The sequence below is a fragment of the Pseudomonas sp. Z003-0.4C(8344-21) genome (assembly GCF_900104975.1).
Taxonomy (GTDB): Bacteria; Pseudomonadota; Gammaproteobacteria; order Pseudomonadales; family Pseudomonadaceae; genus Aquipseudomonas; species Aquipseudomonas granadensis.
Map to the genome: position 1 here is coordinate 2,855,536 of NZ_LT629756.1, position 14,338 is coordinate 2,869,873.

Annotated in this window: 10 protein-coding genes and 1 riboswitch; of the genes, 3 read left to right on the plus strand and 7 right to left on the minus strand. The window is 61.2% G+C overall.

The window, feature by feature from the left end; genetic code table 11:
* Nucleotides 1-826 precede the first annotated feature (826 nt).
* From BLU24_RS13255 to BLU24_RS13265, 3 genes are read right to left on the minus strand one after another with little or no spacing between them, the layout of a single operon-like run.
* Nucleotides 827-1,591 (minus strand): ABC transporter ATP-binding protein, encoded by a 765-nt coding sequence (locus tag BLU24_RS13255; RefSeq protein ID WP_093100897.1) that lies wholly within the window; start codon nt 1,589-1,591, stop codon nt 827-829.
* Nucleotides 1,588-2,604 (minus strand): FecCD family ABC transporter permease, encoded by a 1,017-nt coding sequence (locus BLU24_RS13260; protein ID WP_093100899.1) that lies wholly within the window; start codon nt 2,602-2,604, stop codon nt 1,588-1,590. Before BLU24_RS13260 ends, BLU24_RS13255 begins: the two co-directional genes overlap by 4 nt.
* Nucleotides 2,601-3,614, minus strand: a complete 1,014-nt coding sequence (locus tag BLU24_RS13265; protein ID WP_093100901.1) for an ABC transporter substrate-binding protein — start codon at nt 3,612-3,614, stop codon at nt 2,601-2,603. The genes BLU24_RS13260 and BLU24_RS13265 overlap by 4 nt, the downstream gene beginning before the upstream one ends.
* A 142-nt stretch (nt 3,615-3,756) precedes the next feature.
* A riboswitch (cobalamin riboswitch) is annotated at nt 3,757-3,950 on the minus strand.
* 233 nt (nt 3,951-4,183) lie between these two features.
* Here BLU24_RS13265 and BLU24_RS13270 point away from each other — a divergent pair.
* Both BLU24_RS13270 and map read left to right on the plus strand, forming a co-directional pair.
* Nucleotides 4,184-4,531, plus strand: coding sequence for a ParD-like family protein (locus BLU24_RS13270; protein WP_157720877.1), 348 nt, complete (start codon nt 4,184-4,186; stop codon nt 4,529-4,531).
* Nucleotides 4,528-5,319, plus strand: coding sequence for a type I methionyl aminopeptidase (gene map / locus BLU24_RS13275; protein WP_093100903.1), 792 nt, complete (start codon nt 4,528-4,530; stop codon nt 5,317-5,319). The genes BLU24_RS13270 and map overlap by 4 nt, the downstream gene beginning before the upstream one ends.
* A gap of 80 nt (nt 5,320-5,399) precedes the next feature.
* Here map and katG read toward each other — a convergent pair whose 3' ends face one another.
* Together katG and BLU24_RS13285 are read right to left on the minus strand one after the other, a co-directional pair.
* Nucleotides 5,400-7,670 (minus strand): catalase/peroxidase HPI, encoded by a 2,271-nt coding sequence (gene katG / locus BLU24_RS13280; RefSeq protein ID WP_093100905.1) that lies wholly within the window; start codon nt 7,668-7,670, stop codon nt 5,400-5,402.
* Between the two features lie 150 nt (nt 7,671-7,820).
* Nucleotides 7,821-10,031 (minus strand): LTA synthase family protein, encoded by a 2,211-nt coding sequence (locus tag BLU24_RS13285; protein ID WP_093100907.1) that lies wholly within the window; start codon nt 10,029-10,031, stop codon nt 7,821-7,823.
* Nucleotides 10,032-10,387: 356 nt separating this feature from the next.
* On the opposite strand from BLU24_RS13285, the gene BLU24_RS13290 reads away from it, so the two are divergent.
* Nucleotides 10,388-11,404 (plus strand): ABC transporter substrate-binding protein, encoded by a 1,017-nt coding sequence (locus tag BLU24_RS13290; RefSeq protein ID WP_093100909.1) that lies wholly within the window; start codon nt 10,388-10,390, stop codon nt 11,402-11,404.
* 254 nt (nt 11,405-11,658) lie between these two features.
* Here the strand turns inward: BLU24_RS13290 and BLU24_RS13295 are convergent, their stop codons facing one another.
* Together BLU24_RS13295 and BLU24_RS13300 are read right to left on the minus strand one after the other, a co-directional pair.
* Nucleotides 11,659-13,011, minus strand: coding sequence for an efflux transporter outer membrane subunit (locus tag BLU24_RS13295; RefSeq protein ID WP_231990223.1), 1,353 nt, complete (start codon nt 13,009-13,011; stop codon nt 11,659-11,661).
* An 89-nt stretch (nt 13,012-13,100) separates the two neighbouring features.
* A complete protein-coding gene (locus tag BLU24_RS13300; RefSeq protein ID WP_093100913.1) occupies nt 13,101-13,895 on the minus strand; it encodes a helix-turn-helix transcriptional regulator in 795 nt (264 codons plus the stop codon).
* Nucleotides 13,896-14,338 lie beyond the last annotated feature (443 nt).

Consider the following 14,338-nt stretch of genomic DNA (forward strand, 5'->3'; position numbering starts at 1 on the left):
CAAATCGCCAGCAGGCTGGCTCCCACCGGTTTCGCGGTGCAGGCAAGGCTTGGAACAACATGCAGATCCACTGTGGGAGCCAGCCTTCTGGCGAAGGCTATCCGTCAGTCGCCGAAGTGCTGGATGACCCACCGCTATCGCGAACAGGCTCACTCCTACACTTGGATTGAGTACATTCTCAAGTGCGGGTCGGCTGTCAGGCCGCCATCGCTTGCAGGCAAGCTCCCACATTTTGATTGCATTTCTTCAGTTCGAGCGCAGTCTGAAAATCAAAAGCCCCTCACCCTAGCCCTCCCGAAACGTCGGACCGCCCGTAGGGAGAGGGGACTGATCGAGGTGGATGGGAGAGCTACGCCGAACTGCGATACCGAGTCGAATACAAATTTCAAATCCAACCAAAATCAGCTCCCTCTCCTTGGGGAGAGGGCTGGGGTGAGGGGCAGCCACACCACAAATCCCAAGCCAACCACCCGCTTCTAACCACTCAACAATGAGCGCCAGCTCGAGTGCCCTTGATCTTGCGTCACCGGCGACATCGGAAGGCTGAGTGGAGGGATTGATCCGGGCGTGGGAGCGCAGCGACCGTACGACGAAGTCGTACACAGCGGAAGTAGGTGCAGCGAAGCAAACCGTAGCCGCTGCGCCCGGAGCGATCCCGCAGCGAAGGGACCCGAGCCTGCGAGGGCCGAACGCAGGAGCAAGCCTTTTTGGGTACTTTTTCGGCGTCTGGAAAAAGTGCCTCGCCGTAAGGGCGAAACCCTAAGCCGCCATAACCGCAGCAACGGATATGTCCCCAATCAAAAACAGCAGCCCGGCTCCCACAACGTCACGAGTGAAAACGCAAAATCTGCTCACCATCAAACGGATCAGTCAAATACCGCCCCCGAACCCCAAACGTCTCCAACAAACGCTGCGGCGTCAGCACTTCCAGCGGCTTGCCCAGCGCCACCAACTCCCCACGCTCAAGCACCGCCAGACGATCACACTTGAGCGCCTGGTTCAGATCATGCAGCGCAATCAACGTAGTCACCGGCAACGCTTTCACAACACTGAGAATCGTCAACTGATGCTGAATATCGAGATGGTTGGCCGGCTCATCCAGCAACAGAATCTGCGGCCGCTGCGCCAAGGCACGGGCGATGTGCACCCGTTGTCTCTCACCCCCCGACAGGCTGCGCCAGACGCGCTGACGCAAGTGCACCGCATCGACATCCACCAGCGCCTGCTCAACGATGGCAGCGTCCGCAGTCGACCACGGTTGCAACGCCGACAACCAAGGCGTACGCCCCAGCGCCACCGCATCGAACACGCGAATGCCGTCATCGGTGTCAGCCTGTTGCTCGACCACCGCAAGCGTCTGCGCAACGCTGCGGCGCGCCATTTTGCCCAGGCGCTGACCGTCGAGCAGTACCTCGCCAGCGCTCGGCTCGCGCAGGCCGGCCAACAGCTTCAACAAGGTCGATTTACCCGCACCATTCGGCCCGACAATGCCCAGGGTTTCGCCGCGTTGCACCTGCAGGCTGACAGCCTTCAGCAACTCGGCGCCGCGCACCTTGAAACTCAAGTCTGAGCAACTCAATACCGCGTTCATCGCGCCGACCTCCGGCCCACCAGAATCAGCGCAAACACCGGCGCGCCGACCAGCGCGGTGATCACCCCGACCGGAATCACCTGCCCCTTGATCAGGGTGCGCGACAACACATCGGCGGCAATCAGAAACACCGCGCCGCCCAAGGCACTCGCCGGCAGCAGTCGAGCATGCCCGGTGCCGAGCAACAACCGCGCCGCATGGGGGATCACCAGGCCGACAAAACCGATCGAACCGACAATCGAGACCATCGCGGCCGTGACCAGCGCCGCGCAACCGATCAGCAGAATCTGCACGCGGCGCACCGGTATGCCGAGCGACGCCGCCGAATCCGCGCCAAAGGTAAACGCATCCAGCGCGCGCCGATGCCACAGGCACACGACCAGCCCGAGCAGGGCCACCGGCACCGCCAGCCACACCGACGGCCAGCGCACCCCGCCGAGGTTGCCGAGCAGCCAGAACATGATCCCGCGGGCCTGCTCGGAACTCGCCGAGCGAGTAATCAAGAATGCGGTCAGCGCATTGAACAATTGCGAACCGGCAATCCCGGCCAGAATGATCTGCCCGGTACCGTTGGTCGAGCCGCTGACCCGTGCCAGCAGAATCACCAGCACGAATGCCGTCACCGCACCGGCAAACGCGCCGGCTGACAGCGACACCAGCCCGGCACCCACGCCAAGCAAGGCGACCATTACCGCGCCAGTCGAGGCCCCGGCGGAGATGCCCAGCAGATAAGGATCGGCCAACGGATTGCGCAACAGCGACTGCAAGATCACCCCGCACGTTGCCAGCCCGGCGCCGCAGGCAGCGGCGACCAGTGCGCGGGTCAGGCGGTAATTCCAGACGATGCCTTCATCGATCGGGTCGAGCACATAACCGGCGCCCCACAGCTTGTTGGCCAGCACTTGCAGCACCACGCCCGGCTCGATCGAAGTCTCACCGATCGCCACTCCGCCGATAAGCGCAACCGATAGCGTCAGCAGTACCAGCAGCGAACGGATCAGGCGTCTGCTCATGGCGCCAGGTCGTAGGCGTTGATGGCGGCGGCCAGTTGCGCCAGGCCGTCGAAGGTGCGCAGGCTGGCCTGCATGGCCATGGCGTCGAGGATGATGATGCGGTTGTGTTTCACCGCGTCCATGTTGCGCGTCACCGGGTCGCTGCGCAGGAAGGCGAGTTTCTTCTGATAGTCGTCAGCCGGGAAACGCCGACGATCCATGCGCGCGATGACCAGAAAAGTCGGGTTGGCTTTGGCAATGGTTTCCCAACCCACGGTCGGCCATTCTTCATCCGACTCGACCACATTGCGCACGCCCAGGGTGCTCAGCATGAAATCCGGAACGCCTTTGTGCCCGGCCACAAACGGCTCGATGTCCATCTCGGCGCTGGAAAACCAGACCACAGCGCTGACATCCTTGCGCTGCTGGGTTTTCGCCGTGGCGATCGATTGCGCGAGGCTGGCCTTGAGTTGTTCGTTGAGCCGTTCGCCACGCGCCTGCACATCGAAAACCTGCGCCAGTTGGCTCACGCCTTTGTAAATGCTGTCGATGCGAAACGGCGCCAGCCGCGTGCCATCGGAGCCGACGAGGTTGTCCTTGGCTTCGCAATCGGAGGGCAGCAGGTAGGTAGGAATCTTCAATTCATGAAACTGCTCGCGGGTGCCGACCGCACCTTGCGGGCCGACCATCCATTCCAGCTCCACCGCGACCAGCTCCGGGCGCTTGCCGATCACCGCTTCGAAACTCGGTTCGTTATCAGCGAGGCGCTCTATCTTTTCGTTCTGCGCCTTGTATTGGGGCAGCACGTCGTTGAACCACAGCGAAGTGCCAACGACCTTGTCGCTCAGCCCCAGGGCATAGAGCATTTCCGTGCCGGCCTGGCCGATGGTGATCGTGCGTGCCGGGGCGTGCTGAAACGTCAGGCTGCTGCCGCAGTTCTCGATCGTCAGCGGATAAACCGTGGGCGCCGCTTGCGCCAAGGCACAGAGGCCCAGACTGGTGAACAGGGTGGCAATACGGGGCAGCAGCATGGGGCAGTCTCCAATGGAACCGTACGGGGAGGGCGGGTACGGTTTGGAAACACACCATCAAGCGCCATCAGGAAATAACGCAAGGCCGGTCATCACGCGAAAAACGCGCACGGCACGATGTCCTTCCCGGACACCCCGCCGGTTAGTAGTCATTGTGCCGGCAGGTCTCCTGACTGATGCGTCATCGCCTGGCTCCGGCCTTCCCGGGGGTTACCCAGTGGCAGTCGAGGAGCAGGCTCGGCACCTACAGTTGCGGGGGCAGTTCCGATCGATGCTGAACAAGCACCTCGGATTCCCTATTAATCCCATGCGGAAACCGGCGGCGGCATGGTAGACGATTTGGGGGGATGAGGGGGAGATGAATCTTTTGAAAAGCCCCTCACCCTAGCCCTCCCGAAACGTCGGACCGCCCGTAGGGAGAGGGGACTGACTGCGGTGGATGCGAGGGCTATGTGGACATGAAATACCGAGTCGAATGCAAATTTCAAAACCAACCGAAATCGGCTCCCTCTCCAAGGGGAGAGGGCTGGGGTGAGGGGCGGGGCCACCACAAGTCCAAAGCCGACCGCATGCTTCTAGCCACCCGCCTGCAGATCCTGAAAAAAACAAACGTCACAACCCTGATTTGCAATACGCGAACCCCAAACGCTAATATACGATCCATATACATTCCGTATCGGATTACCTCCATGGGCATCGTAAAAATTTCCGAAGACATGCACGAAAACCTGCGCATCTCCAGCAACGCACTCAGCCGCTCGATCAACGCGCAGGCCGAGCACTGGATGCGCATCGGCATGCTCGCCGAGTTGCACCCCAATCTCGACCACAGCGCGATCTGCCGTTTGCTGATCCGCGCCGAACAGAATGGCGGGCTCGACCTGCACCAACTGACACAGGAAGTCGCCCTCGCATGAGAAACCAGATCAAGCTCAACACCCCGGCCGAGATCGAAAAATCCCGCGCGGCCGGCAGACTGGCCGCCCAAGTGCTGGCCATGCTGGTACCCCACGTCAAGGCCGGGGTGACCACCGATGAACTGGATCGGCTGTGCAACGACTACATCGTCAACGTACAGAAAGCCGTTCCGGCCAACGTCGGTTATCACGGCTTCCCGAAAACCGTCTGCGCCTCGGTCAACGACGTGGTCTGCCACGGCATTCCTTCTGCTACTCCGCTGAAGGATGGCGATATCCTCAACCTCGACATCGCCGTGATCAAGGACGGCTGGTTCGGCGACACCAGCCGCATGTACGTGGTCGGTGAGGCCACGCCTGAAGCGCAACATCTGATCAAGACCACCTATGACGCCATGTGCGCAGGTATTCGCGCGGTCAAACCGGGCGCCACGCTGGGCGATATCGGTTACGCGATTCAGAGCCTCGCCGAAAAGGAAGGCTTCAGCGTGGTGCGCGAGTATTGCGGCCATGGCATCGGCAAGATCTACCACGATGAGCCGCAGATTCTGCATTACGGCTTTCCCAATCAAGGGATGAAGCTCAAGGCGGGAATGATTTTTACCGTCGAACCGATGCTCAACGCCGGCAAACGCCACGTGAAGAACATGCCCGATGGCTGGACGGTGCTGACCAAGGATGGCTCGCTGTCGGCGCAGTGGGAGCACATGGTGGCGGTGACGGAGACCGGATTTGAAGTGCTGACGGCGTGGCCGGATCAGATCGAGGGGTATGCGGCTATCAGTTGATACTGCGTTTGGCGGTCAGGATTCGTGAAATCCAACGCATAAAAAACGCCGCTTGAACAAGCGGCGTTTTCTTTTGGCCGTTACTTCAGATCGAACCGATCCAGGTTCATGACCTTCGTCCAGGCCTTGACGAAGTCATTGACGAACTGCTGTTGTGCATCCGCACTGGCATACACCTCGGCCAGCGCGCGCAACTGCGCATTGGAACCGAACACCAGATCCACCCGGGTTGCGGTCCATTTCGGCGCGCCGGTCTTGCGGTCCCGTCCCTCGAATTCATCAGCATCGCGCGTCGTCGGTTGCCACTCCACGCCCATGTCCAACAGGTTCGTGAAAAAGTCATTGCTCAGCGCTTCGGGTTTATCGGTGAAGACACCATGCCGGGTCTGCCCGACGTTGGTATTCAACACCCGCAGGCCGCCGAGCAGCACGGTCATTTCCGGGGCGGTGAGGGTCAGCAGTTGCGCCTTGTCGATCAGCAGGGTTTCAGCCGCGACGGTGTATTTGCCTTTGCTGTAGTTGCGGAAACCGTCGGCAATCGGTTCAAGAAAGCCGAACGATTCGACATCGGTCTGCTCCTGCGAGGCATCCACGCGCCCGGGCGAGAACGGCACGCTCACTGAATGACCAGCGTTCTGTGCGGCTTGCTCGACCCCGGCATTGCCGGCCAGCACGATCAGGTCCGCCAGCGAGATTTTCTTGCCGGTGCTTGCGCCATTGAATTCGCCCTGAATGCCCTCCAGGGTTTGCAGCACATGGGCCAGTTGCTCTGGCTGGTTGGCTTGCCAGAACTTCTGTGGTGCCAGACGCAAACGCCCGCCGTTGGCACCGCCACGTTTGTCCGAGCCGCGGAAGGTCGAGGCCGCCGCCCACGCCGTCGAGACCAGTTGCGCAACCGACAGGCCTGAGGCGAGGATTTTGCTTTTCAGCGCGGCGGCGTCGCTGTCGTCAATCAACGCATGGCTGACGTCAGGCAACGGGTCTTGCCAGAGCAATTCTTCGTTGGGCAATTCCGGACCGAGGTAGCGTGACAGCGGCCCCATGTCGCGGTGGATCAGTTTGTACCAGGCGCGGGCGAAGGCGTCGGCCAATTGCTCGGGATTGGCCAGGAAGCGTCGCGAGATCTGCTCGTACGCCGGGTCGAAGCGCAATGCCAGGTCAGAGGTGAGCATGGTAGGCGACAGCTTTTTGCTCGGGTCGTGGGCATGCGGAACCGTGCCGGCGCCGGCGCCGTTTTTCGGTTGCCACTGATGCGCCCCGGCCGGGCTCTTGGTCAGTTCCCACTCGAAGCCGAACAGGTTTTCCAGGTAGTTGTTGCTCCAGCGGGTGGGCGTGGTGGTCCAGGTCACCTCCAGACCACTGGTGATGGTGTCTGCGCCCTTGCCGGTGCCGAAGGCATTTTTCCAGCCCAGGCCTTGCTGTTCGAGGCCGGCCGCTTCCGGTTCAGGGCCGACGTTGTCGGCCGGGCCGGCACCGTGGGTCTTGCCGAACGCGTGGCCACCCGCAATCAGCGCCACGGTTTCTTCATCGTTCATGGCCATGCGGCCGAAGGTTTCGCGTATGTCCCTGGCCGAGGCGACCGGGTCCGGATTGCCCTCGGGACCTTCCGGGTTCACATAGATCAGGCCCATCTGCACCGCAGCGAGCGGGTTCTCCAGATTGCGTTCGCCCTGATCGGTGCGGCTTTCTTCCTTGCCGTGCAGATCCGGTTCGGCTACCAGCGTACCGTCACCGGGTTCCTGTACCGGGCCGTTGCTCTTGCCGTAACGATTGTCACCGCCCAGCCATTCGGTTTCCGACCCCCAGTACACGTCTTCATCCGGTTCCCAGACATCGGCGCGACCACCGGAAAAACCAAAGGTCTTGAAGCCCATGGATTCCAGCGCGACGTTGCCGGTGAGCACGATCAGATCGGCCCAGGAAATGTTGCGGCCGTATTTCTGCTTGATCGGCCAGAGCAGGCGGCGGGCCTTGTCGAGGCTGACGTTGTCCGGCCAACTGTTGAGCGGGGCGAACCGTTGCTGACCGGAGCCGGCGCCACCGCGACCATCGGCGGTCCGGTAGGTGCCGGCGCTGTGCCAGGCCATGCGCACGAAGAGCGGGCCATAGTGACCGAAGTCCGCCGGCCACCAGTCCTGAGAATCGGTCATCAATGCGCTGATATCTTGCTTCAGCGCCTGAAAATCCAGGCTTTTGAACGCCTTGGCATAGTCGAAGTCCTGGCCCAGCGGGTCAGACTTGGGCGAGTGCTGACTGAGGATTTTCAGGTTCAGTTGATTCGGCCACCAGTCTCGGTTGGTCGTGCCGCCACCGGCGGCATGGTTGAACGGGCATTTCGATTCGCTTGCCATGTTCGAGTCCCTATCAGGTCTGCTGCGGCCGGCTGGTGCCGACTTCGGACTTGTAAGGCTAGACCCGACTTGGCAAACCAGCTAATAGCGCAGGTATTGCGCGCCGATAGGCAAACTCTCTCAGCGCCGCGCTGCTTCTGGTCAGCGGGATCAGCTCGATTGCGCCGTGTCGTCATCGGGCACATCGTCGAGAATGTCCTCTTGCCCCGGCAGTTCAGTGATCACGCTGAAGTCACTGACTTCCACCGCGCCTTGCCCGTAACCGAGCAAATGAAACGAAAACGCCTTGCGCTGTTGCGGGTTTTCAAAGCTGAAGTCCATTTCCAGCGGCTGATCCGCCGTTGCGACCATTTCCGCCGGTAAGCCCAGCTGCACGTCCTGTTCGAACTCCTTGGCCTTGAGTTGTATGTACGCCGCTTGCTGCGGGTCGACCGCGCGCACGGTCAGGCGTACGCGAGTGTGCGAGCCCTTGGGCATTTCCAGATACTGCGCACCGATCAGGTTGTCGGCCCAGTCATCCTTGATCTGCGCTTGCAGTGGGATGATGTTGTTGCTGCCGAACTGGTAGCGATGATTGAGCGGTGTGCGCAGCAGCGACAGGTCCAGGGCATTGGCGCGGGCGGCGATCTGCCGGGCCGGATGACCGCTGTAGCGACCCTTGTAAATGGCGCTGTCGGCGATGAAACCAGCGCTTTCGTAATAGCGGCAGCGGCGCGGCATGTCGCATTCGGAGAAGATGCCGCGGCCATCGTGATAGCGCAGCTTGCCATTGGTGAATGACATGATTTCGCGGCCGGAATCATAGTCACGGAACAGCGAGCGACCGCTCAGCGCGGAGGGCACTGGCAGGTCGAAGTAGTCGAGGATCGAAGTGCTCAGATCGACGTGACCATAGACACCTTTGTTCAGGCGCGGCAGTTGCGCCTGCTCCGGTGCCAGGGTCAGGTTGAACCCCCACGAGGAGGCCAGACGCACGCCGTCGATGCCATGGGATTCGTCCGATGTGATCACCACCAGCGTGTCCTTGAGCACGCCTTTGCGTTCCAGGCCACTGAGAAACTGATCCAGCGCATCGTCGAGATAACCGACGGCGGCCTGCTTCGGCGTTTCGTAACGCTGCAGATAATCGTCCGGTGCGGAGTAGGGCTGGTGAGTGCCCACGGTGAGCAGGGTGAGCATCCACGGCTGTTTGTGTTTCTTCAACTGGCCAACGTAATCCAGCGCACCCTCAAAGAACGCCTTGTCATCCTTGCCCCATGGAAATTCCAGATAGTTGCTGTTGCTGAACCATTCCAGCCCATGGGTGGCATCGAAGCCGATGTGCGGCATGATCTTGTCTTTGGCCATGAAGCGCAGCCCGGCACCTTGCAGGTAATGCGTGCTGAAACCGTGGTCACGCAGTTGTGCCGGCAGACAGGCCTGATTGCGCTCGTTGAGGGTGAGCATTTCCACGCCTTTGGGCGTGCCGTTGTTGAGTTTGTCGTAGTCGCCGCAGAGCATGGCGTACAGACCGCGAATGGTCTGGTGCGTGTGCAGCACGTAATCCGGAGTGTTCATGCCGCGCTCGGCCCAGCGGCTGAGGTTGGGCATCAGGTCTTCCTGATAATGACTGCCGATGGCCTCGCGGTTGGCACGGATGTAGGCGCCGGGGATGCCCTCCAGTGCGATGATCAGCACGTTGCGCGCCTGTCCCGGTGCGGTCAGCAGTTTTTCTCCGTTGAGGTCGACATCGGTCAGCCCGGCCATCGCCGGTGCGGGTTCTTCGGCATCGCCGTCCAGCCATTCCTCGGCGCGAATCTGCAGGTCCGCCACTTCACTGGCGAGCAGTTGATGCGGCAAGTTATACAAACGCCACGGGTCGGCTTCGTTCGGCCACAGGTTCTGCGCGCCCCAATGCGCAGCGAACAACACCAGCGGCGCGCCCCAGACTGCACGGGGCAGAGGCGTGAGCGGTCGGTCGCGGCCGGCGAAGCGGGTCAGCAGCCACACCAGTAATGCCAGCAGCAATGTCAGGCCCAGTGCGGGGTGCGCCAGGCCGCCGCCGGTGGAGTTTTCCACGAATTGCGGGTCGACCAGGTAATGAATGTCGGAAGGCGTCGGCAACCGACCGACCGCGCTGACCAGTTCCGCGGTCGCCACCGCCAGCACGCTCCACAACAGCAGCACCGGCAGAGCCAGCCACCACGCACGGCGATGCAGCAAAACCAGCAATAGGCTGCCCACGGCCAGATCCGACAGATAACCCAACGGGCTCGACCAGCCCAACGCCGCGCGCAGGCCCATCGGCACGATCAATACCAACAGCAGCAGAGAAAACAGTCGGGCGTGTGGTTGCCGCAACCGGTTGAAAAGAGCGCTCACAAAAAGACCTTCCAGCCATTAAATCGTCATAAAAGTGTGGGCGATGATAGCAAGGCTCGGCCATCTGATTGCCTTTTAAAACGCTCGGGTGATGCGCAGGGACAAGCGCTGGCGCGAATGGAAAAGCGACTGGAAACCCCTATGGTTGCTGGTGGAGCGCGGCGAACGGCCTGTTTGCCGATGGGGATTTTCCCGGGGTTTTATTGTGTCAGGCTGTTAACGATCGACGTTGTAGCAGCGCAAGGCATACGCTCAGCGTCCAGTGCTATCGATATGCAATAAAGATATTTAATTTCTATTTTTTATAGCGATAAAGTCAGGCCTTTCAGCAAACCACCCCCTGCTGCGAGGTTGTCATGGCCACACCGTTGAAACGTTCCGCATTGACCCTGTTGGCCGCCGCCCTGGCGGGCACAGCGTTGTTCAGCTCGGTCGCTCAGGCCGAGGGCAAGATCAGCATCGCCCAGCAGTTCGGCATCGGTTATCTGATCCTCGACGTGGTCCGTGACCAGCAACTGATCGAGAAACATGGCAAAGCTCAGGGCCTGGACATCAAGGTCGACTGGAACAGCATCTCTGGTGCTACTGCGATGAACGAAGCGCTGCTGACCGGTTCGCTCGACGTGGTCTCGGCCGGCGTGCCGCCGATGCTCACCGTGTGGGATCGCACCAAAGGCAAACAGAACGTCAAGGCCATCGCCGCGCTCGGCTCGATGCCCAATTACCTGCTGACCAACAATCCGAATATCAAAACCCTCAAGGACTTCAGCGACAAAGACCGCATCGCCGTGCCGGCGGCAGGGGTGGGCTTCCAGTCGCGCACCTTGCAGATCGAAACCGCCAGGCTGTTCGGTGATGCCCAATACAAGAAGTTCGACGACATTTCCGTCAGCCTGCCGCACCCCGATGCGACGGCCGCGCTGATCGCTGGTGGCTCGGAGATCAACTCGCATTTCTCCAGCCCGCCGTTCCAGTATCAGGCGTTGCAGAACCCCAATGTGCACAAAGTGCTGAGCTCCTACGACGTACTCGGCGGCCAGGCGACCTTCAACGTGCTGTACACCACGGAAAAATTCCACGACGAAAACCCCAAGACCTACAAGGCGTTCTACGACGCCTTGGCCGAGGCCGAGAGAATCATCAAGGCTGACAAACCGGCAGCGGCCCAGGCCTATATTCGGGTCGAACAGTCGAAGTTGCCGTTGGCGCTGGTGGAGCAGATCGTCAACGATCCGGAAATCGACTTCACAGTGGTGCCGCAGCGTACGTTTATCTATGCCGAGAAATTGCAGGAGTTGGGCGTATTGAAAAACAAGGCGGGAAGCTGGAAGGATTACTTCTTTGAAGAGGCGCATGGTGGGGCGGGGAGTTGATGTTCCGCGCCGGCTAAGGCTTGAAAAGCAAAGCCCCTCACCCTAGCCCTCTCCCAGAGGGAGAGGGGACTGACCGAGGTGCATGCGAGAGATACGCCAACCTGCGATACCGAGTCGAACGAAAATTTTGAACGGCCCACAAATCGGCTCCCTCTCCTGGGGGAGAGGGCTGGGCGGGCGGCGTTCCGATGAGGGGTAGCTCCACCCTGAAACTCAAGCCGAACACCCATGCTCATCATGGAAACCACCGCAGATCACCGCGCCACCGCTTCACCTGCCCGCCAGCCACCACCCAACGCGGTATAGAGGTTGACCTCAGCCACCAACTGCGCCAGCCGGTCGCTGATCAAGGCTTGTTGCGAAGTGAACAGCGAACGCTGCGCATCGAGGAACGTCAGGCTGCTGTCGACGCCGTTGCGATAACGGTTCTGCGCGAGGTTGTAGTAATCCTGGGTGGCCTGGACCAGATCGCGCTGGGCCTGCAGCTGCTGTTCATAGGTGCTGCGCGCCGCGAGTCCGTCGGCGACTTCCTGAAACGCCGTTTGAATCGACTTTTCGTACTCGGCGATGGCGACGTCTTTCTGCAGCCGGGCGTAATCCAGACTGGCGCGCAGGCTGCCGCCATTGAAAATCGGCAGGCTGATCTGTGGCTGGAATGTCCACGCGCCGGAGCCTGCGCTGAACAGCCCGGAAAGATCGCGACTGGCGGTGCCGGCATTGGCCGTCAGGCTCACGCTGGGAAAGAATGCTGCACGGGCTGCGCCGATATTGGCGTTGGCGGCCTTGAGCTGGTATTCGGCCTGGAGAATGTCCGGGCGCCGTTGCAGCAGATCCGATGGCAGCCCGGCCGGCAGTGGCGATACCAGTTCACTGGCCAGCGGGAGCGCCGGCAATTGCGCTGGCACCGGCGCGCCGACCAGCAGCGTCAGGCTGTTCAGATCCTGTGCGACCAGACGCTGGTAGCGCGCCAGATTGACCCGCGAACTGTCGACGCTGGTGCGTGCCTGCGCTTGTTCCAGCGCTGAGGATTTGCCCGCTTCGCGGTTGCGCGTGGTCAGGTGCAGGCTTTGTTCGTCGGCAGCGAGGGTGTCGCGGCTCAGTACCAGTAACTGCTGATCGGCGCGCCAGGTCAGGTAGGCATTGGCGACGTTGGCCACCAGACTCAGTTCGGCGCTGCGCCGCGCCTGTTCGGTGGCCAGCCAGCTTTGCAAGGCCTGCTCGCTGAGGCTGCGCACCCGACCGAACAGATCCAGCTCATAGGCGCTGATGCCCAGGTTGACCGTATACGCCGAGCTGATCTGCGCCGGGCCGCCGGTGACGCTGGACGGCATGCGCTGGCGCAACTCGTTGGCATTGGCCGCCACCGCCGGCACCAGGTCGGCGCGTTGAATGCGGTATTGCGCCTGGAATGCCTGAACATTCAGCGCTGCCACGCGCAGGTCGCGATTGTTGGCCAGCGCGCTTTCGATCAGTTGCCTGAGCGCCGGGTCGTTGAACAGCGTGCGCCAGTCTGCATGGCGGGTCGGTGGCTGCGTTGCAGTGGGGTACTGCGCAGCAGTCGGCAATGGCGGTTGGTGATAATCCGGAATCAACGAACACCCGGCCATCAGCACCGCCGTGCACAGCACGGGCAGGCACAACCCGGACTTCGCACAACTGCGTTTGCGCGCCGGAAGCGGTAACGATCGAGACCCGTTCAAGCCCCGGCCATCCATTTCGCCAGCCCATGCCTTCCGCTGACGCCGAGCTTGGCCGCGGCACGCTTGAGATAGGTTTCGATCGAGCTGTTCTTGACCCGCAGTTTTTCCGCCATTTGCGGCACGGTGCCGCCGGTCAGCAGGCCCAGACAGACTTCCTTCTCGCGTGCCGACAAGACGACGTCACTCAACGCCAAACGCTCATCGAAGACTTGCGACAGCGGCGCCTGATCCAGCTCGGCCAACGCCGGGCGAGGCTGGCGGGCGAGGCTCTGACGGGTCATTTGCGCATGCCGCTCGATCAGCGGCAGCAAGGTGTCGGAGAGGCTTTTCAGAAAGGCCAGTTCCGGCAGGGAAAACACCCGCTGGGTGTGCGGCCGATACACCGAGATCACGCAACGGCGATTGGAGGTGCGCGACACCAGATTGCACTGATGCACGCCGTGTTGCGGATGGCGCGGTAACAGTGAAGCTTTCAGCTGAATAAGCAGCGAGTCGTTCATCTCGATCATTTTCTGCAGCAGCGGATGATCATCCGGCCGTTCGAGCGTCGCGTGGCAGTGGCTGGCCACAGGCAGGCCCGCACAGCCCAGCGGGTTGATCTCGACCACACTGGCCTGGCGCTCATCCAGCGTCCATTCACTGAGGTCGAGGCGATTGACCGGCACCAGCGTGTCCACCAGCTGGAACATGTTGCTGGCGAAATGATCGTCGCCGGTACTGGCTATCAGCTCTCCCAGTTGCCAGTAGAAGTGCGGGTTTTCCATGTTGCGAATACTGCCGGTCAGATTCATATCCTTCTCATCCCTGGTTCAGAGTCATCACCGTTTCGTCTGCCGTTCATGCACACGCGACCACTTAGTCATTGCTCCTTGAACTGATCTGCAGCGCAATTAAACCGATGCATTTGTCCTGCGTCTGTAGGGGAAAACAGGGACACAAAATGCCACTATTTCTGCCGACCTGCCGGGGCCAGGATTGCGCCTGTTATCCGCCTGCGTGACTGACGGGTCACATCAGGCGCCCGGAATGTCGGCAGACGAGCTTTCTCCGGTGCCGACTGCCCAGTGAAAAGCACTACCGTGGCATGGTGTTTTTCCTACAGATTTTTCAGCCGTTGCTCCGCCAGCCGGGCAGGGCGTGCCCAAGCACCGGCGGTCAGGGAAAGCGGGGCGGGGCGCGCTGCGCTTGTCCGGGTTTCAGGTGTCATGCCGCGAGCGGGGCCGATGCTTGAATA

Bases quoted from the DNA above. Each gene is read 5' to 3' on its own strand.
- BLU24_RS13255 (WP_093100897.1), bottom strand. From the start codon at position 1,591: ATGAACGCGGTATTGAGTTGCTCAGACTTGAGTTTCAAGGTGCGCGGC.
- BLU24_RS13260 (WP_093100899.1), bottom strand. From the start codon at position 2,604: ATGAGCAGACGCCTGATCCGTTCGCTGCTGGTACTGCTGACGCTATCG.
- BLU24_RS13265 (WP_093100901.1), bottom strand. From the start codon at position 3,614: ATGCTGCTGCCCCGTATTGCCACCCTGTTCACCAGTCTGGGCCTCTGT.
- BLU24_RS13270 (WP_157720877.1), top strand. From the start codon at position 4,184: ATGCTTCTAGCCACCCGCCTGCAGATCCTGAAAAAAACAAACGTCACA.
- map (WP_093100903.1), top strand. From the start codon at position 4,528: ATGAGAAACCAGATCAAGCTCAACACCCCGGCCGAGATCGAAAAATCC.
- katG (WP_093100905.1), bottom strand. From the start codon at position 7,670: ATGGCAAGCGAATCGAAATGCCCGTTCAACCATGCCGCCGGTGGCGGC.
- BLU24_RS13290 (WP_093100909.1), top strand. From the start codon at position 10,388: ATGGCCACACCGTTGAAACGTTCCGCATTGACCCTGTTGGCCGCCGCC.
- BLU24_RS13295 (WP_231990223.1), bottom strand. From the start codon at position 13,011: ATGGCCGGGTGTTCGTTGATTCCGGATTATCACCAACCGCCATTGCCG.
- BLU24_RS13300 (WP_093100913.1), bottom strand. From the start codon at position 13,895: ATGAATCTGACCGGCAGTATTCGCAACATGGAAAACCCGCACTTCTAC.